Below are 17,047 nucleotides of genomic sequence, written 5' to 3'. Positions count from 1 at the left end.
CAGTTCCCGGTGCGAGGCCCCGGACCCGCCGCTCTCCATCTCCCAACCAATAAGTTGTTCCTTCAGCAAGTGTTACACGGGAAAGCCTTGTCCGAAGACCCGCTGCAACGCCTCCCCTGCCCGTTTTTCGGTTCGCGCGCGACGCGCAGTTGCAAGGGCCCCATCCAGGCGCTGCAGCTTGGTTCGGAAAGCATAGACCTGCTCGGAGGTCATCATCCCGCAGAGGTTCGTATCAGGTACGACGGGTAGCATAATATCGACCCGCCACCGGCTTCCAAAGAACCATGCGCCTGGGCGATCATGAAATTGCTCCAACATCCCGCCTACTACGCCTTGGAGAGCAGCCAAGTCGTCCGGCCAATCGCGCGCCCGGTACACCGGTTCGAAAAACTCGTGACAGGCGACCGTAAGAGCGATACCCCGAGGAGCAGCGTTTCCGGTCACCCCGAACCGTTCATCCTTCCACCGCTTCAAATAGCGGATTACACGCCGGAACTGCCTTCCGTCATCCTCCCGGTAAGCGGACGTGATCCACTCGTGGAGCCCGCGCGGGTCCGCTACCTCCCAGCCCGAGTTTCCGGGCCCCGAATGCTCCTTCCCCATCGCGATGCGCGGCAGGCCATCTCTGAAGTTTCTGGAGTCCGCGTAAACGGCCAAGTCGACGTGGTACACCGGGCGTTCGTTCCGATGGTACTGGACGGTTACACACGGCCTGCGAATCCGCACTCCCGCCCTTCCCGGAGCGCCGTGCGTATGTCCCGCCAAGGCGTCTCGCACCCGCTGTTTCAGAGCGACTGCATCCCAACTCTCATCAACATCGAAGTAGAGTCCCTGATCGATGTCGAAGTCCCCGGTCAGCGGCACGATCCCGGTATTGGCCGCGTAGCTGCCCTGATCGAGAAAGTAGTAGTCGGGGCATTCCTCACCCCGGCGTTCGAAGATGGCTGGCAGCCGATCATCCAATCGCCGACGGATGACATCCCGCTTGTCACGCAGGGTTTGATTTTCGTCATAGCGGCGAAGCTTGATCGCCTCGTGAAAGGCGAAGATCTGCGCTTGCACATCTGCCATGGATCAAGAGAGCCTGGGTTAGAGGACGGAAGCAGTTCCGGAACTGTCAGGGTCGTGGGCACTCACCCCCCGGCTCCCGTCAGCAACCTGAAGACGACCCGGGATCCTGGAACTGAACGTCCGCGGCCCCGGGCCCGTGGGGATGAACGTGGATTTCCAGAAATGCCTCCCAAGACGGGTAGATCGCGATGCTGCTGTGCCCTGGGTTGTCGGAGCGCAGATCCGAGCGCCAGCAGACCACGACCTGGTCCGTGTGAAAGATCACGCCGTCGAGGATACGACCGGTCCCACTTACGCCCGTCTCATCGACATGGCGCACGAGCGTAAATACTTTCGGTTCGGCCATCGGAGCTTCAGAAAGTGAGAGTGGGTGCAAAGCCGCTCCGCATCTTCCCGGGATCATAGATCACCAGCCGCGGATCGACTTTGGGAAGCAGAGAACGACCAATCTCGACGGCGATGGCGTTGGGAACCGCAGGGAACAGGTGTACCTCGCAATTCTCACCGTGCTGCTCACGGAGGGTTCCCAGGAGCTGCCGCCATTCGTTGCGAAACAACTCGAGTTGCTCCTTCGCCTTGAGAAAGTCGGGCCGCGGCTGGGCAATGGTCATGGTGTACGTGGGCAACGACTCCCCCACCGCCCGCTCGATCTCGCTTGGATGGATGGTGCCACACAAAGAGAGGTTTACCGCGACTTTGCAGACCTCAGCATCGAGAGATTCGGGACGCAGGACCGTGTAGTTGAATCCGATGTCCGAGAGCTCCTGCCAGATCCAGTGGTTCGTGTTGCGGTGCCGCTGAAAGGCGTCGCCGGAGATTACATCTCCCACGGTCTTACCTAAGTAGATAAGCACAGGAATCGGAGCAAGCGCGAAAATCGATAAGTGGTTGATAGGATATCCTGTCGGGCCTTCCAGGCTGGACAGAAATGGCTGGAGCTTGCGGTCGATCAGCTGAGGGACCAGCGTCCAGTACACGGGATCCGATTCATCCACATCCAGTGAGGCAAGCTCGATCCTGATCCCGAGATCCGACGCAGGATAACGTTCCTCTGCGACAACGGCTTCCCGCGCCTGCTCGAAGTTGACCAAGCCCTGCCGGTCAGCGATCCGAGTGCTCAGCAGGAGAAGCTCGGTGCGCCGGTTCGTCTGGATCGCGGTCTGTCGCTCGATCCGCTCCTCATGCTCCCGCTTGTACCGGACAAGCAGTTCGGCCGGATGCCCCGCCACGTCCTCCACGTCGACGAGCCTGTGATGAGTGTCACAAAGGAGCATGATGTTCGCCGGATCCGCATTGAGCTTGTGGGAAAGCTCAGGATCACCTCGCGGCCCGTCGGCGGAATCCGCGACGATGTGCGCCAGGTAGGATCTGTTCATACGCTGGAGCGTGAGATCATCTCTCCAGAGCGCCTGGTTGCATCCCGCATACTGGCAGCGCCCGCCGGCACGAAGCCACACCTCGAACCGGGCCTTCTGCGGAATCGTCGTGATTGACATCGGTCAGATCTGAGCCAGGTGAAATACAGCCTTTCCGTTGCGTGCACCCTCCCACACGCGAATCTCTTCCATCCCGACGATCACGAAGAAGAGCCAGTCCGTAAATGCATCCTCCCGGAGCTTGCGCAGCCAGTCCTGCCGATCGACGCCGGACGGCCAAGGGTGGCGCTCCGGATGAGTGTGCCACTCACCCAGAAACGTGCACGTTCCCCCGCTCTCGCGCCAAGCCCGATCGATTGCCTCCTGATGGCGCTGCCGCGCGCGGACGAATCGGAAACGCTCTCTCTGGTCGCCCGGCAAGGGGATCGTCACGCCGTCCACTACTACGTCGGCCGTGTGCAAGATGTGGCGACCGAGCAGGACTCCCCCGGCCTCCCTCTTCTCACGCGAATCCTGAACATGCTGCCTCAGCACCGCCGCTGTTTGTCGGCTGATGTGCAGGCGCCCTCCTCCATGGCGTGCATACGTGAGCGCGCCGGGGTCACCGCCAGCGGCGGTCAACCGTTCCTCCCCTGATCGACGCTGCACACCGGGCAGGCAGAAACCCGGTACTCGTACCGCAGCCGGTCAAGCTGATCGTCACTCGCGGCGAATCGTTTCGAAAGCTCGAATCCGGCATCGAGGTATGCCGCTGGATCTCCCTTCCACGAGCGGAGTGGGTTGCCCGGCTCCTTGCCGGTCAGGGCGTCGATCGCCAAGCGTGTCGCAAGGCTGGCTGTTCGGACAGCATCCAGAGAGCCGTACGGAGTATGAAGGTTCCCGCACCCGGTAAGCACTCGTCCGAACGGCTTGGCGGGATCCGCGACGGCAAACGATGCCCGATTGACAATGCCAGCATCTGCGGCTCCAGGGTCCGTATACAGACACGAGAAGCAGCCGCCACCACCCGGCGCGTTGCCCGCCAGGAGCGCGTGCCCCCCGATCCCGAACGGGTCGACCCAGGTGAAGATCACTCGCCGGGAAGCGAGGTGGAGCTGCTCATTCAGGAGCAGCTCCAACGTTGGAGCACCCAATGCACAAATCACGATATCGTATGCTGCGATATCGATGAGTCCGCTGGACGTGACCGATTCGATGGAGTCGGTAAACGCACGCACACGCACGTACGGCAGATTCGCCTGGATCTCTTGCTTGAGCGCTTCAGCCTTCCTGATGAACCAGTACCGCCTGCCCAGAACGTGACGAAACGTATTCTCCGGGTGCAGCACGTCCGAATCCACCAGGGTCAGCTCCAGCACTCCGGCACGTGCCAGCTCGAGCGCGACGTGTCCACCAACCGCGCCACAGCCGATAAGCAGGACACGCTTGGATGCGAGGCCATTATCAGCTCCCCCGCGGGGAACGAGGAACGGTCTTTCCAAGCGGAGCAAAGCGAGCGGGCTTACTGCGCCAGCAGAACTGGAGGACAGCAGCGGATGCAGGCCGTCGGCGGCCGGGAGGCGGACCCCGAACAGATTGAAGCCACCCGAGGGCCGGGGAAGACCGACGATCACGTCCTGCGCCCCGGTGTACTTCCTAGAACCGATCAAGGACGTGGCTAGACGCCGGTTCTCTTCCGACAACGCGCCCAGCAGCTTCTCACGCGCTTCAGCCACCGACCACATCGGGCCGTTGGAACGGGGTGGAATGAGGAGCGTACCGGGCTCGAGCGGAAGGTACACCGCACCCCGGATCTTCCGGGGACTGGGCACCGTGTTCCCATTCCAGTACGCAGAGAGGGCGCTTTCGTTGGCGGCCACGAACGGCATCGCGTTGTCCGTCTCCACGACGGCGACAGAACGCACGAACGTCTCCGGCTCCAGAATACTCCACAGCCAGGTCGCACCCGGCATGCGGCTCCAGTGCGCCTCGAACTCGTCGACGAAGTCGGCCTGATTTGTCTTCCCGAATCCCGCCTCCAGCAGGTGGATCGTACGCCGCAGGCTTTCCGTCACCACCTGGGCCGGGCGAGCCCGATCCAGGATCACACCTTCCGGATCGAGGAAGCAGATGTACCCGTCCCCTTCGCGCACATGCGGAATGAACCCGAGAGCATTCCAAGGCATGAGGTAGATGTGGGGCAGGCATCCGGGGAACGAGTCCAGCAGGCAGATACGCAGCTTCACCCGCCGGGGACCAACCCTGACATCCCCCTCCAGTGCAGCCGCGTATCCACCTACGGGCGCAAGGATGCGGGGGGTGAGGAGGACTCCCCCCTCGCCCACCTCGCGCAACACCGCCTCAAGGTACTCCCTTCCCTTCCGCACGCTCAGGCGCTACTCGCCGAGGTGGCGATTGCCGGCGCGTGATACCTCGCCGTCTCCTGCTTCTCGGGAACCGGGAAGTCATCACCGAACTGCTTCCGGAGCTCCTTGCACGCATCGTGGGGGTCCACGGCATCGCTGGCGAAATCCAGCGCCTCCTTCAACCGCTTCAGCTTGTCCTCAAACGTCTCCATCTGCTTGTTGGACATCTGCTCGAAGACATCGTTGAAGGGCTCCACCGGAAGGGTCGCGGTAAGGCGGCGCATTAGCTTCTCCTCCTCGGCATCCCACACGGGCTTGAACCGTCCGAGCACCGCTTCGACCAGCTTGCGCAACGTCTGGAGATCGTCGGGCGTCCTAGCGAAGATATCGGAGTACGTGGCCTGCAGATCGTCGTACACGAGCACCGTCAAACCGATGCCCAAGGGCGCGGCGTTGCCGTCGGAGGAGAACTTCTTGTCCTTCCACCGCTTGAGTGCTCGCACTGCGCGGCGGAACTGCTTGCGGTCGTCCGCATCGGGAAACCGCTCCCGGATCTTCTCCTTCAGCGCTTTGGGGTGCGAAAGTTCCCACTTCCGCTTCTCGGTGGGGGTACTTTCGCGACCCACCGCAAGCCTCGCCTTCCCGTCGCCGTTAGCGTTCGCGTAGACCGCGATGTCCACGTGATAGACCGGTTCCCCGGCCTCATGGTACTGGACCGTGACGCACGGCCGGCGGATACGCACCTCGTCCGTGTGTCCGTCGAGGGCCTTCCAGACACGCTTCTTGAGGATGACTGGGTCCCACTCCCCCGTGCTCACCTCGAAGTACAAGCCCTGATCAATGTCGTAGTCGCTATCCAGCGGCTTGACCCCAGTTCCAACGTCGTAGCTGCCTTGGTCACGGTAGAAGTACTCGGGGCACTCCTCACCGTGATCTTTGAAAACGTCGGGCAGCTTCCTATCCAGCTTCCTGCGGATGATGTCCCGCTTCTCGCGCAGAGTCGCGTTCTCATCGAATCGGCCGAGGCGGATCTTCCCGTCGAACTCCTCGAACTGCTTCTGCACGTTCGCCATCTGCTCGCTCCTTCATCGGCCCCAGTTCCCGAATTAATACACCGTGTACCGGATTGCACACGGGACTCGCGGTGGCCTCGCATCGTGCAGGTTCCCGGACCCCGCCAACCAACGTTCACACGATCACCACGACATCGGACCCTTCCACGGGCACTCCGAATCTAGGCAGGGGCACTCAGCGCGTCAATGTATACACTCGTACAGGTGTACAACTGTAATCGATCACCTGCGGCGTGCGGGCCGCGCCCCCCCGGCGAGAATGGGGAAGGTGAAGCGCTCCCCGAGCACGGGTGGCTGGAAGGCGTGGAGCTGAAGGCGGGGGAGCCGGGCGCCCCGCTCCAGTTCCGGGTGCAGGGCGTCCTGCCGGCGCAGGACGCCGTCAGCCGGTACGTGCGCCTCCTGGGCCGCGTACAGGGGTGCGGCGACGTCCGGCCCGGCGACTCCGAGAGCCTGGCGGCGGGTCAGGTTCCGCTGGTCGGCTTCCGCGTGGACGGCCATCACGCCGCCGCGTCCGGCACCCCCGACCAGCCCCGGCCGGGAGGTGCGGGGTATCAGTCCAGCGACAGCACTCCCCCTCCGACCCGCCCAGCCCGCCATGATCCGCCCCGCATCCTTGGTGGTCGTGACGGGCAGCGGTGAGTCGGGTAAACCCGGCCCCGACGAACCACTCACGACCCTCTACCGGAGGCAACGCGTCTCTTCAGGTGCCTAACCAGCCGCTCGAGTGGCTCGACCATGCCGCGGCCCTCGTTGGCCTCTGGGTCGCTGCCGTCGCTCTGAACACCTTGTGGGAGGCAGCCGCCCCGAAGTCGTTTGCTCGAGACACACAGGCCCTTCTCACGATCAACATCCTGCTGCTGGGCGCGCTCGCCCGAGTCGTTTACGACAAGACACACAGCTTCAGCCTCGCCGCGATCGCAGTGGACATGATCTGGCGATGGTGGGCCGGTATCCTCGCGTGGGCCTGCGAGAATCTGGAGGAATGACGAGGCCCCCCGCCTGAAGTGAGACCCGCCCCGCCGCCCGGACCCCTGAGGTCTGGGCGGTTCGACGTTTTACCCCTCCCCCGGTTTGAAGCCATCCCGCCTCGACTCGCTCCGTCCCGCAGCCGCGGGCCGGGCGCGGCGGCGCCCGTCCGGGGAGAACGTGGCAAGCGGATCCGCCTCCGGGGACATCTCCTCCGCCCTCCTCACCGGGGAGGCACCCGCCGCCCGTTCACGAGACAACCCAGGAACGCCGTCATGTCGGGAAACCAGAACCGCGCGAAGCTGCTGCCCGGGTCGAAGAACGGACAGCCGATCATCATGTGGGACGGGGTGCCCGTCCACTTCCCCGTGCAGGACGAGCTGGTACTGCACGCGACGGAGGGCGGTACACAGCCTCCGCCTCAGGCCAAGGTCATCGACCGGTCGGGACGCGTGCTCTGCACCTATGAAGCGAGCCTGGAGGAGGTGATCACAGAGGCGGCGGAAGCCGAGGTCCGCGCGCGCGCCCGAGCGACGGTCGAGAGGCTGCAAGCGCTGCTTGAGACGGGACGCAACGCGCTGGCGGCCCGACCCGGTGGTCCGGCAGGCGGCGACATGAACGAGGACCGGGACGACGAGGACGACTATGACGACGATGAGGAGGCCGAGTCCTTCTCCGTCTCGGTTGAGGTCGATGCAACCGGCGCCCGGTCGCCCGTGCGGTCGTTTCTGCGCCACGCCAGCCGCGGAGCGGCCGCCTACCTGATCTGGGCGTTCCTCCTGCCGGTCATCGCCACCATGGCGGCCGGAATGCCCGGCGAAGGTGGCATCCTCTTCATCACCGGCATCACCGGCTTCTTCCTTCCCATCATCGCGTTTCTGAACGGAATCGCGGCCGTGTTCGACCTGTTCGACATGCTCTGACCCGGCCCGGACCGCCGCTCGGAATCGCGATGGAAGGCAAGCTGACCATCTGCTTCTCCGCGCCCGCAACATCGCCGGCCGCGACCGCACCAACCGTCGCGGAGACCGCGGAGGACCGTAGCGAGGCTCCCGGCGGCGACGCGAGTCCGCCGCGGGCCGCGGGTGACGCACTCTCGCCGCGTAGCGCTGCCACCGCGGAGCGTCGGTCCGGGCGCGGCGGCGCCCGCCCCGGCGGGAGAACGTGAGGAAAAATCCCCCGGGCGGCCCACGCACCGGCTCAGCGGTGACCCTCTCGACGATCCCCGACATGCGAACCATCGGCTCCGGCATCTTCACCTGGTGCTCCAGCGAGCGCCGGTCCGGCCGCTACGGCACCTTCTTCCTCGCGCCCAGCGACTTCGAGGAGCGCGTCCAGCGCGGCGTCCACCTCGACCTGGACGCCCTGCGTGCGCTGGAGGGGCGGAACGTCCGCATCGCGCTCCGCATCCTGGAGTCGCGCCAGCGGCCACGCGGGCGACCAGTTCCTCCAGATCTTCCCCGGCGCTCCCCCGGCCGTCGGGAGCGTGATCGAGCTCGCCGTCGGCCGCCTGCTGCTGGCGGACCAAAGCCATCACGACGTCCGCTACCATCCGACACAGGTCGGGATCGGAATCCTGCCGAGCGACGGTCGCACCGAGCTCTGGCTCGACCCGCGGATCCTGTACGTGCTGCACGACCAGACCGTGAAGCTGCTGATCGAGGAGACCGCCGCCCCGGAGTCCGCGCCGTCGCCGCTGCTGGACCAGCCGGTGGAAGACGGGGTGATCGTGAACGCCGACGGCGAGACCCTGCAGTTCCGCGGCGAGCGCTTCGAGGCGTGCGGCTCGGTGACGCTGCTGCCCGACGTCCAGCCGATTTCCGGCGGGTTCCTGATCACGCCGCCGCAGCCCGAGCCCGGTAAGCGGCTGAAGGCCCTGCCCGGGTCCCGCGGCACGGGGACGGACCTGAACTAGCCATCCGGCCCGTGCGCACCATCGCCGCGCCGCCGGAGATCTGCCGGCGGGTGGTCGAGCTCCGCGCCTGCAACCTCGCCGGCCGCGACCGCACCCACCCATCTCCCCGCTCCTGACGTCCATGACTTCTTCATCCACACCGCCGGGCTTCCGGCTGGCGCGCGGCCCGCGCATCCTCGCCCGCACTGCGGAGGCGGAGGTGCCGGTCGCGGAATTCCCCGCGTCGGGGAACCCTGCCCTGGACGCCCTCCGCCCCGTGTTCGCCCGCCTCTGCTTGGCGGCGCTCTCCAGCGGTTTCTCGCCCGACGGATCGGAGGCGGCCGAGACGCCTCCGCTGGAACTCCTCGGGCTCGCCCTCACCGCCTGCGACGAGGCGGACGTCGCCTTCGCGGTGCTGAACATCAACGACGGGCTCACGCCGCAGGCGCGGCGGGCACTGGGCGAGGCGTGGGCGCTCGTCCAGGAGGCGATCGGCGCTCGGCGCGGCGCCGACTCCGTCCATGCAGAGGCCGCGCGGGAGAACCGGGCTCTCCTGCGCGGCTGCGTGGCCGCCGACGCGGTGGACCGCTACGTCGCCGCCCTGTCGGCCGGCGCGGACCCCGGAGCCGCCCGCGAGGCGGCGGTGGCCGCCGCCATCGAACCGCCCGCGGCGCTCGATCCAGCCGTCGAGACGGTCTGGGATCTCGCGCGAGAATGCGTGACGGCTTGGCCGCAGCTGGGCGGCGAGGACCCGCTGAGCGGCGCAGACGTGGTCGAGTGGCTCGCCGGGATGCGCGACCGATTCCGCCGCGCGCTCCAGTTCCGCCCCCGGTGAGGCGGCGCGCACGGGCGCGGTGCGGCACGGGCGTGCTCGACCTGTTCGCGGACGCGCCTCCGTCGCCGCCGGAGCGCGTGGCGCCGGTGGAGGCGCGCGAAGCGCTCGCCTGCTCCCCCGCGCCGCCGGTGGACGCGGCGATGTGGGCGGCGGCGCTCGCCGCCGAGGCCGCCTCCACCGGAATTGATGCCCCCGACGGCGGCCCGCTGACCCAAGCGGCGGCCGCCGCGATCCGCGACGCGGTGATCGAGGGCACCCGCGTGGTGCTGGACCGCGCGCTCCCGCGCGAGGTCTACGAGGAGGTCCGGGATGCGTTCGCGCGCATCGGGGGACGGTGGGTGCGGGCGGGCCGGCGGCGCGACGACGGCATTCCGTCGGGCTACCACGCCTTTCCACCGGAGAGCGTGGACCTGGTCCGGGCCCTCGCGGAGACGGGGCGCATGCCGCCCCGGAACCCCACCTCCTTCTTCCCGAGTCCCCCGCCCGTCGTCGACCTGGTGGTGGAGGCGGCGGACCTGCCAAGCCCCGGCGCCTCCGGGTACCGCTTCCTCGAGCCGCACGCAGGCCAGGGCGCCATCGCGGACCGCATCCGGGCGCTCTACCCCGAGTCCGCGCTCGACGTGGTGGAGATCCTGGAGCTGAACCGCCGGGTGCTCGTCCGCAAGGGATACCGGCCGATCGCGGCGGACTTCCTCCGGTTCAACCCCGGCCCGGTCTACGACCGCATCCTGGCCAACCCGCCGTTCCGGCTGCCGGGCGCGCCGCGCGCGTACCAGGCACACATCCGCCACGCCTGGGACCTCCTCGCCGAGGGTGGCGTGCTGGTCTCCGTCGCTCCCGCCGGGGTGCTCCACGCGCAGCGGCAGGACCGGGAGTTCAATCGGTGGCTGGCCGACCGAGGGAGGATGGAAGAGCTCCCGGACGGCTCGTTCGAGGCCAGCGGCACCGGCGTCGCAACCGCGCTCATCACCCTGGAGAAGCGCTCGGTCGGGTGGAAGCGCCGGCCCTTCCAGGGCTGGGTTTCCTGGAATGCGTGGCAGGCGGCGCTCTGGGCCGACAACACGTCGGAGCTCTACGAACAGGAGCTTCGAATGTACGAGCAGATCCGCCGCGGCGACTTCGGCCGCGCGCCGTTCGACGAGGGAGCGAGCGGTCCGCTGGCCGCCGCGGCGCGGGCGTTCTACGAGAAGGCCGCCGAGCAGCTGAACCGCCGGCCGCTCTACGCGGGCGTGTACCTCTCCGACGAGGACCACCGCGCGCTCCTCAGGCACCTCGCTGACCGCTACCAGGAGTACGTGGCCTACCCGGAGAGCCGCGACGGGTCCCTCCCCCGCCCAGTGCCTCCGTGCCGGCCACCCGTAGCCCCACGCGGCCCGCGGGCCGCGCCTCCGGAAAGAACGGGCGGTTGCGTCCGGCCTCCGGCCGGTGCGCCCAGCGTGTACCCAAGCCCCCGATCCCTGATGGATTTCACGATCCCCAGCAAGACGCTTCGCGCGGCGGTCAACGCCGCGGCGGACCCCCTGCCCAGGCGCACAGGAGTCCTGCCCGCTCTCATCCTCCTTCGCGTCGATGCCCACGCGGACGGCCGCACCACGTACCAGGGTACCGACCTGGAGTTCGCGGTCCAGGCGGAGGCTGCCGCCGAGGTACGGGTGCCCGGAAGCCTGTGCGTGCCCGGCAACCAGTTCAAGGACATCGTCGACAAGTGCGATCCGGAATCCCCGATCCGAGTACGGTCGGTTGGCAGCGGGTGCGTGATCGAGAGCGGGGAATCGCGATTCCAGCTCGCGGCCGGGTCCGCCACGGAATACGTCGGCGGCCCGGGCGTGCCCGGCGGGCCGGCGTTCGCGGTCTCCGGCGACGTACTTGGCTCCATGGCCGGTCGGGTCTCGTGGGTCGCGTCCGCGGAGGAGACGCGTGGCCTGCTGTGCGGGGTCCTGATGGAGGTCGGGGCTGCCTCATGGCGCATGGTGGCCACCAACGGCCACCGGCTGGCCATCACCGAGGCGCCCATCGATGCGCTCCCGCACGGATTCAAGCACGTGGTCCCACCCCAGTTTCTGGCCGCCGCCGGGCGCTTGGTGAAGGGTCGCGGGCCCGTCGCGGTCGCGTTCGCGGATTCGGCGGTCGAGTTCCGCGTGGAAGGGCTGAGAATCGCGGGGCGTACGCTCGCCGGCTCCTATCCGAACTACGCGCAGGTGCTGCCGAAGGGCCCAACCGCCGTCGTGCAGCTGCCCACGGCCGCGCTCCTGCAGGCGGTCCGCCGGACCGCGACGGTCGTGCGTGGCGCGGAGTACAAGCCGATCATCTTCCGGGCGGAAGGGCACGGGCTCCGGATGTGGGGCCGGAATCCCGACATCGGCACCTCGCACGAGGAGGTGCAGGCGGCCGTGCTCGGGAGTGCGACCACGGTGGCGTGCAACGCGGGATTGATGGAGGAAGTCCTCGGCCACGTCACGGCACCGGAGGTCCGGCTCCGCATTCACGGCGAGCAGGGTGGGATCCTGGTGGACGGGCGCGGGGACGATCACATCCGGTCTCTCTGGATGGTGATGCCCGTCTCGCTCTCGAGCCTGGATCCATCGGAGCCGGAGCGCGCACCGGAAGCCGAGCTCCCCGAACTCCCGGTGGCCGCGTGAGGCGCAGCGTGCCCACGGCGCCCGGCGGGGGGTATCACCAGGGAGCCGCGGCAGAAGCGACCGCCCGGTCCCGCGGTGGGTTGCTCGTGATGCAGACGGACCTCTGCTTCGAGATCCGCGAGCTGGAGATCCCGGCCGGCGTCCGTCGTGGCGCGCGGCCCAGCCTCGCGGATGCACGGTGGATGCTCCAGCGCGTGTGGGGCTTCCGCGACTTCCGGGGAGCACAGGCGGAGGTGATCGAGGCCGTGCTCGCCGGGCGTGACGTGCTCGCCATCCTCCCGACCGGCGCGGGCAAGAGCGCCATCTACCAGACCGTCGCCACGCTGATGCCGGGCACGACGCTCGTGATTTCGCCGCTGATCGCGCTCATGGTGGACCAGGTCGACGCCCTGCAGGCCGCGGGCGTGCCCGCCGGCTACCTGAACTCCAGCCTTACCGCATCCCAGGCCGACGCCACGCTCGCCGCGCTGGAGGCGGGACGGTTCAAGCTCTGCTACGTCGCGCCGGAGCGTTTCGAGAGCCCCGAGTTCCGGGCGCGGCTCGAAAGGACGCCGACCCCGCTGGTGGTGGTCGACGAGGCGCACTGCGTCTCCGAATGGGGCCACGACTTCCGGCCCGCGTACCGGCGGCTGGGCGCGTACCGTGATCTGCTGGGGGGCGCCCCGCTCCTCGCGCTCACCGCCACCGCGACTCCCGAGGTGCGCGCCGACATCGTGGACGCGCTCGGGATGCGGGGCGCGGCCGTGATGGTGCGCGGGGTAGACCGCCCGAACCTCCGGTGGGAGGTCGCCTGCGCCCCGGACGACCATGCGAAGCGCGCCGCGCTCGCACCGGCGCTCCGGAGCCTGGACCAGGGGAGCGCGATCATCTACACGGAGTCCCGGCGGGAGGCGGAAGAGATCGCGGAGTGGGTGGCCGGCTGCGGGCTGCGCGCCGGCGCATACCACGCGGGGCTCGGCATGGCGGAGCGCCGGCAGGTCCAGCAGGGGTGGATGGCGAGCGAGATCCCGGTGGTCGTCGCCACCAGCGCCTTCGGGATGGGCATCGACAAGCCCGACGTGCGGCTGGTCGCGCACTACAGCTTCCCGTCGTCCCTGGAATCCTACTACCAGGAGGCGGGGCGCGCGGGGCGCGACGGGGAGGAAGCGCGGTGCATGCTGCTGTATTCGGGGGACGATGTCCGGATCCACGAGATCCGGATCGACGAGATGCACCCGCCGGCCGAAACCGTCGCCCGGGTCTACCGGGCGCTGGACGCCGCGGTGGACGGCGAGGGCCGCCTGGAAGGCTCGCTGGCGGCCTGGGCGAGGGAGGTACGCGTGGCGAGCGAAGGACAGACGACCGCCGCCTTCCGCGTGCTCGCCTCCGCGGGGATCGCGCTGAATCAGCGGCGCGGCCGGGAGGGCGCGTTCGTGCGCCTGGTCTGCCCGACACCTGAGATCCGGACGCGGATTCCCGCGCGCTCCCCCGCCCTGCGGGAGGTGCTTGCGCGTGTCTGGCGGCACGCGGACGAGGCCGCGCTCCGGGCGGGGCTGCGCCTGGTCGGCACGGACGTCACCGCGCTCGCCGCGACCCGGACCAAGGCCCGCGAGGCGCTCGACCGGCTCGCCGCCGAGGGCATCCTTCAGGTCGAGTGGGAGAACGCCGGATGCCATGTGCTCCGCCGGGGGCTGGACCCGACGGCGCTTCCCGTGGACTGGACGGCCCAGCGCCGCGTTCGGCGCCGGCTCGAGACCCAGCTCGCGGAGGTCCGCCGGTACGCGCTCGGCGCGGGCTGCCGCCGCCAGCACCTGCTGGAGTACTTCGGCGATTCCGCGCCGCCGCGGTGCACCGGATGCGACCGGTGCTCCGGCCCGCTCCGGAGGGCGGCCTGATGGGACTGCCCTGGGCGCCGGTGAACGAGTCCGATCCGGCTCACGTGGCCGACCTGCTCGAGCTGCCCAGGAGCCCGCGCGGCGGCCGGAAGCGCGTATGCCCCTTTTGCGGGGGCCAGAGCTTCGCGCCGCTTCGCCGCGCCTTCTTCTGCTACTCCGGCTGCGGCGGCCGGGCATACAGCATCGTCGACACCGCGGCGGCTCGGTGGAACGCGGGCCCCCCCGACGCGTGCCTCCGGCTCGCGGCACTGCTCGGCATTCCGGCCAGCGAATCCACGGTGCCCTGGGCCGCGGTCCGGGAGCACGGCACCGGTGCAGTCGCCGCGGTACTCGGACTCCGCGCCGGAGACGCCGCGGGCACCTGGGACTGCCCGTCCTGCGGCGCGGCGGGAACGCTCCGCGCACGCGGCAGGCACTGGCGCTGCGCATCGCCCGGATGCGCCGGAGACCGGCACCGCGGATGGCGGAGCCATGTGGATGTCGCGGCCGCCGCGTGGGGCATCTCCGCGTGGGAGGCGTGCATCCGGCTGGGCGACGCGCTCGGGGTCCGCCCGCCGTCCGCGCCACGCGCGCGATCCGCACCGGCACCGCCCCCCGTACCGACGCCCGGCGCGCGTGAGGTGGCGCTCGCGGCGCTCGCCACACGTCCCGGAGCCTGCGCCCCGGCGGCCCTCTACCGGCTCCTGCTGGACCAGCTGCGTCTCGGAGCGCTCGGGCGCGGGGAGCTGGAGCGCCGCGGGATCGACGCCGTACGCGCGGAAGCGTACGGCTTCCGGTCCGCGGAGCCGGGAGACTGGGCACGGCGCGTCCGGCCCTTCCTTGCGGCGTTCAGCGAAGACGAGCTCGTCGCGGCCGGGTTCCCGCTCCTCCCCGCGCCCGCCGGCCGGCCCCAGGGGCCGCGCCTGCGATGGTGGCCCGGCCTCGGCCGCGCACCGCTCCTCGTGGTCCCCGTGTGGGACGCCGACCGTCTGGCGGGCGTCCGCTTCCGGAACCTCGGCGACCCCGGGGTGACCCGCTGCCCGAGATACGCATCGCCCAAGGACGCGGGACCCGACGCGCCGTTCCACGCGGCGGCGCTGGACTCCGGCTCTCCGACGCTGCACGTCGTCGAGGGCGAGCTGAACGCCCACGTGCTCGTCGAGTCGCCCTACGGGGCGCGCGCCACCGGTCTCCCCGGCGCATGGACGTGGAAGGACGACTGGGCGCTCCGGATCCCGGACGAGACCGAGCACGTGGTCGGCTGGTTCGACGGGGACCCGGCGGGCGAGAAGGGCGCCCGCCGGGTCAGGGACTCGCTCGCGCGGGTGCGCGGAAACCAGTGGGCGCGCACCCGGTGGCGCGCGCTGCTGCTGGAGCGGGATGCGTCGGACCTTCACGCCGCCGGCCTGCTGGGCGGCCTTCTCGCCACGCGCCCCTGGATTCTCCAGGACACGGCCGCCCTCTGGCTCGACCGGGATCCCGACGGACCTCCCGGCCCCACAACCACTCCGCCTGAATGACGCCGATGGACAGACCCGAGTGGGAGCGGTTGGACGCGGGGGACTTCCGGTCGCGGCTGGAGGAGCTGTCCCGCGCGGGCGAGCGCCGGCTGTTCCATCCGCTGGACGCTGGCGACTTCGTGGTGAGCATCCAGGCCTCGGCCGAACACGCCTCCCGCCCGCGCGCGGCTGCCGCGGCGGCGGAGATCGAGGCATGGGAGGTGGCGGTGTTCAACGGCGACGGACGGCTGCTCGACGAGGGCAGCGACCCGGAGCTGGTGGGGATGCCCGCCGAGTGGCTCCGCTACTGGCGGGCGGGCATCGGACGGTGCGTGCCGACCGCGGTCCTCCACGCGGTGCTCGACCGGCTCACGCTCGGCCCCGACGCCTTCGACCGCTTCGTGCTGGACGGCCCCGAGTAGGCGCCGCGCCCGCGGGAGCGGCGAGCCGCGCCACGGGCGCGGCCGGCGAAACATGAGAACGCGGGGTCGGCCCATCCGGGTCGGCCCCGCGCCGTTTTCCATCCAGCGAAAGGTTTCCAGATGACCTCCGAGCCCAGCGGCGGCCTGATGCAGGCACTCGCGCCGATCACCACGCGCCGGCCCGTCCACCTGATCGTGAGCGCGGCCGAGGACGGAGACCTCCACGTGGTCTGCCAGCCGGTCCGCGCCAGCAACGACGAAGAGCCGGAGCTGGCGCAGGGGTTCACGGTCACGGCCAGCCCGGCCGAGCTGGACCAGGATCTCCCGGGCCTGGTGGCCAACACCTGGGTGCCCGCGCGCGAGAGCCTCCAGCGGGTGCTGGACCAGGTCGCGGCCGCGGCGGAGCAGAAGCGCCAGGCGGTGATGAAGAAGCCTCCAAAGGGCGGCCGGGCGACCGACGCCCCCTCTCCGGCCAGCGCCCAGATCAGCCTCGATCCCCCGCCGGCCGGGCCGCCAGCCTCCAGCCCCCGGGTCCCGGCTCCCAGCGACGCAGCCGCCGAGGAGGGCGACCAGCCCGCCCAGCCGGCCGACACCGCCGCGCCCCCCGCCACGCCGGAGCCGGTGCTCGTGGCGGCCGGTGCCCCGGCGCCCGCCGGAGACGAGATCAGCGCGATGTTCGACTGAGAATCTCTGGGGCGGCCCGTGCCGCCCGTCCTGCCACCCGCACCTGAGGATCACACCCCAATGCCGACCACAGCCTCGCCCGCGGCTCGTCCGCGCGGCAGGACGACTCCCCAGCGAATCGTCCGTGTGTTCATGTACAACGGAATCAAGCTCGAGGATTCGCTTCCCGGCCGCAGCCCCGAGGCCGTGCGGCGGGTGCACGCCACCCACTACGCCGCGATCGCGACGGCAAAGATCGACGGGCCGGAGATGCAGGGGAACGAGGCGATCTACACCTACACGACCCAGGCCGGGGTCAACGGCTGATGGCGCGGCCGGCGCTTGGCCCCGCTGGAAGGTAACCATGCGGCGGCCCCTGGCGCTCCCCGGGCTCATGGGGGTTCCCGCGCG

Annotated in this window: 17 protein-coding genes; 11 read left to right on the top strand and 6 right to left on the bottom strand. The window is 69.4% G+C overall.

The genetic code is table 11. The features are described 5' to 3' along the window. Window positions 1–72: 72 nt before the first annotated feature. The 6 genes from HNQ61_RS09725 to HNQ61_RS09700 all read right to left on the bottom strand — a co-directional run bounded on the left by HNQ61_RS09725 (window position 73) and on the right by HNQ61_RS09700 (window position 5,865). Entirely contained in the window at window positions 73–1,071 is a 999-nt protein-coding gene (locus tag HNQ61_RS09725) for a nucleotidyltransferase domain-containing protein (RefSeq protein WP_170035754.1), read from the bottom strand. Between the two features lie 79 nt (window positions 1,072–1,150). Beyond that, window positions 1,151–1,417, bottom strand: coding sequence for a hypothetical protein (locus HNQ61_RS09720; protein WP_170035753.1), 267 nt, complete (start codon window positions 1,415–1,417; stop codon window positions 1,151–1,153). A 7-nt stretch (window positions 1,418–1,424) separates the two neighbouring features. Continuing rightward, window positions 1,425–2,567, bottom strand: coding sequence for an SAVED domain-containing protein (locus HNQ61_RS09715; RefSeq protein ID WP_170035752.1), 1,143 nt, complete (start codon window positions 2,565–2,567; stop codon window positions 1,425–1,427). A gap of 3 nt (window positions 2,568–2,570) precedes the next feature. Beyond that, entirely contained in the window at window positions 2,571–3,068 is a 498-nt protein-coding gene (locus tag HNQ61_RS09710; protein WP_205761687.1) for a Mov34/MPN/PAD-1 family protein, read from the bottom strand. Next, window positions 3,065–4,771 (bottom strand): ThiF family adenylyltransferase, encoded by a 1,707-nt coding sequence (locus tag HNQ61_RS09705; protein ID WP_338088114.1) that lies wholly within the window; start codon window positions 4,769–4,771, stop codon window positions 3,065–3,067. Before HNQ61_RS09705 ends, HNQ61_RS09710 begins: the two co-directional genes overlap by 4 nt. 44 nt (window positions 4,772–4,815) lie before the next feature. Continuing rightward, window positions 4,816–5,865, bottom strand: coding sequence for a nucleotidyltransferase domain-containing protein (locus HNQ61_RS09700; RefSeq protein ID WP_170035750.1), 1,050 nt, complete (start codon window positions 5,863–5,865; stop codon window positions 4,816–4,818). A gap of 186 nt (window positions 5,866–6,051) precedes the next feature. Between HNQ61_RS09700 and HNQ61_RS09695 the strand changes: the two genes are divergently transcribed. The 11 genes from HNQ61_RS09695 (at window position 6,052) to HNQ61_RS09645 (ending at window position 16,963) form a co-directional block, all read left to right on the top strand. Continuing rightward, window positions 6,052–6,504, top strand: coding sequence for a hypothetical protein (locus HNQ61_RS09695; protein ID WP_170035749.1), 453 nt, complete (start codon window positions 6,052–6,054; stop codon window positions 6,502–6,504). Window positions 6,505–6,569: 65 nt separating this feature from the next. Then, entirely contained in the window at window positions 6,570–6,851 is a 282-nt protein-coding gene (locus tag HNQ61_RS09690) for a hypothetical protein (protein ID WP_170035748.1), read from the top strand. A gap of 255 nt (window positions 6,852–7,106) precedes the next feature. Beyond that, window positions 7,107–7,754 (top strand): hypothetical protein, encoded by a 648-nt coding sequence (locus HNQ61_RS09685; RefSeq protein WP_170035747.1) that lies wholly within the window; start codon window positions 7,107–7,109, stop codon window positions 7,752–7,754. Between the two features lie 563 nt (window positions 7,755–8,317). Continuing rightward, window positions 8,318–8,746 (top strand): hypothetical protein, encoded by a 429-nt coding sequence (locus HNQ61_RS09680; RefSeq protein WP_170035746.1) that lies wholly within the window; start codon window positions 8,318–8,320, stop codon window positions 8,744–8,746. 121 nt (window positions 8,747–8,867) lie between these two features. After that, complete coding sequence (locus HNQ61_RS09675) at window positions 8,868–9,560, top strand: hypothetical protein (protein WP_170035745.1); 693 nt, start codon at window positions 8,868–8,870, stop codon at window positions 9,558–9,560. Between the two features lie 128 nt (window positions 9,561–9,688). After that, window positions 9,689–12,199 carry a DNA polymerase III subunit beta gene (dnaN, locus tag HNQ61_RS29540; protein ID WP_170035744.1) on the top strand — a complete coding sequence of 837 codons (2,511 nt, stop codon included), beginning with the start codon at window positions 9,689–9,691 and terminating at the stop codon, window positions 12,197–12,199. 89 nt (window positions 12,200–12,288) lie between these two features. Then, entirely contained in the window at window positions 12,289–14,073 is a 1,785-nt protein-coding gene (locus tag HNQ61_RS09665; RefSeq protein WP_170035743.1) for a RecQ family ATP-dependent DNA helicase, read from the top strand. Next, window positions 14,073–15,572, top strand: coding sequence for a toprim domain-containing protein (locus HNQ61_RS09660; protein WP_170035742.1), 1,500 nt, complete (start codon window positions 14,073–14,075; stop codon window positions 15,570–15,572). The genes HNQ61_RS09665 and HNQ61_RS09660 overlap by 1 nt, the downstream gene beginning before the upstream one ends. Window positions 15,573–15,577: 5 nt before the next feature. Further along, on the top strand, window positions 15,578–15,973 hold the full coding sequence (locus tag HNQ61_RS09655) for a hypothetical protein (protein ID WP_170035741.1): 396 nt from the start codon (window positions 15,578–15,580) through the stop codon (window positions 15,971–15,973). Between the two features lie 120 nt (window positions 15,974–16,093). Continuing rightward, window positions 16,094–16,657: a PRTRC system protein E gene (locus tag HNQ61_RS09650; RefSeq protein ID WP_170035740.1), complete on the top strand. Its 564-nt coding sequence runs from the start codon at window positions 16,094–16,096 to the stop codon at window positions 16,655–16,657. A 60-nt stretch (window positions 16,658–16,717) separates the two neighbouring features. Continuing rightward, window positions 16,718–16,963 (top strand): PRTRC system protein C, encoded by a 246-nt coding sequence (locus tag HNQ61_RS09645; RefSeq protein WP_170035739.1) that lies wholly within the window; start codon window positions 16,718–16,720, stop codon window positions 16,961–16,963. Window positions 16,964–17,047: the final 84 nt, after the last annotated feature.

Source organism: Longimicrobium terrae, from assembly GCF_014202995.1.
GTDB lineage: Bacteria > Gemmatimonadota > Gemmatimonadetes > Longimicrobiales > Longimicrobiaceae > Longimicrobium > Longimicrobium terrae.
The sequence above is the reverse complement of the archived record's forward strand: the minus strand, read 5'-3'. Positions and strand labels throughout refer to the sequence as shown.

Bases quoted from the DNA above. Each gene is read 5' to 3' on its own strand.
- HNQ61_RS09725 (WP_170035754.1), bottom strand. From the start codon at position 1,071: ATGGCAGATGTGCAAGCGCAGATCTTCGCCTTTCACGAGGCGATCAAG.
- HNQ61_RS09675 (WP_170035745.1), top strand. From the start codon at position 8,868: ATGACTTCTTCATCCACACCGCCGGGCTTCCGGCTGGCGCGCGGCCCG.
- HNQ61_RS09665 (WP_170035743.1), top strand. From the start codon at position 12,289: ATGCAGACGGACCTCTGCTTCGAGATCCGCGAGCTGGAGATCCCGGCC.
- HNQ61_RS09695 (WP_170035749.1), top strand. From the start codon at position 6,052: ATGTATACACTCGTACAGGTGTACAACTGTAATCGATCACCTGCGGCG.
- HNQ61_RS09655 (WP_170035741.1), top strand. From the start codon at position 15,578: ATGGACAGACCCGAGTGGGAGCGGTTGGACGCGGGGGACTTCCGGTCG.
- HNQ61_RS09715 (WP_170035752.1), bottom strand. From the start codon at position 2,567: ATGTCAATCACGACGATTCCGCAGAAGGCCCGGTTCGAGGTGTGGCTT.
- HNQ61_RS09685 (WP_170035747.1), top strand. From the start codon at position 7,107: ATGTCGGGAAACCAGAACCGCGCGAAGCTGCTGCCCGGGTCGAAGAAC.
- HNQ61_RS09720 (WP_170035753.1), bottom strand. From the start codon at position 1,417: ATGGCCGAACCGAAAGTATTTACGCTCGTGCGCCATGTCGATGAGACG.
- HNQ61_RS09700 (WP_170035750.1), bottom strand. From the start codon at position 5,865: ATGGCGAACGTGCAGAAGCAGTTCGAGGAGTTCGACGGGAAGATCCGC.
- HNQ61_RS09650 (WP_170035740.1), top strand. From the start codon at position 16,094: ATGACCTCCGAGCCCAGCGGCGGCCTGATGCAGGCACTCGCGCCGATC.
- HNQ61_RS09645 (WP_170035739.1), top strand. From the start codon at position 16,718: ATGCCGACCACAGCCTCGCCCGCGGCTCGTCCGCGCGGCAGGACGACT.
- HNQ61_RS09660 (WP_170035742.1), top strand. From the start codon at position 14,073: ATGGGACTGCCCTGGGCGCCGGTGAACGAGTCCGATCCGGCTCACGTG.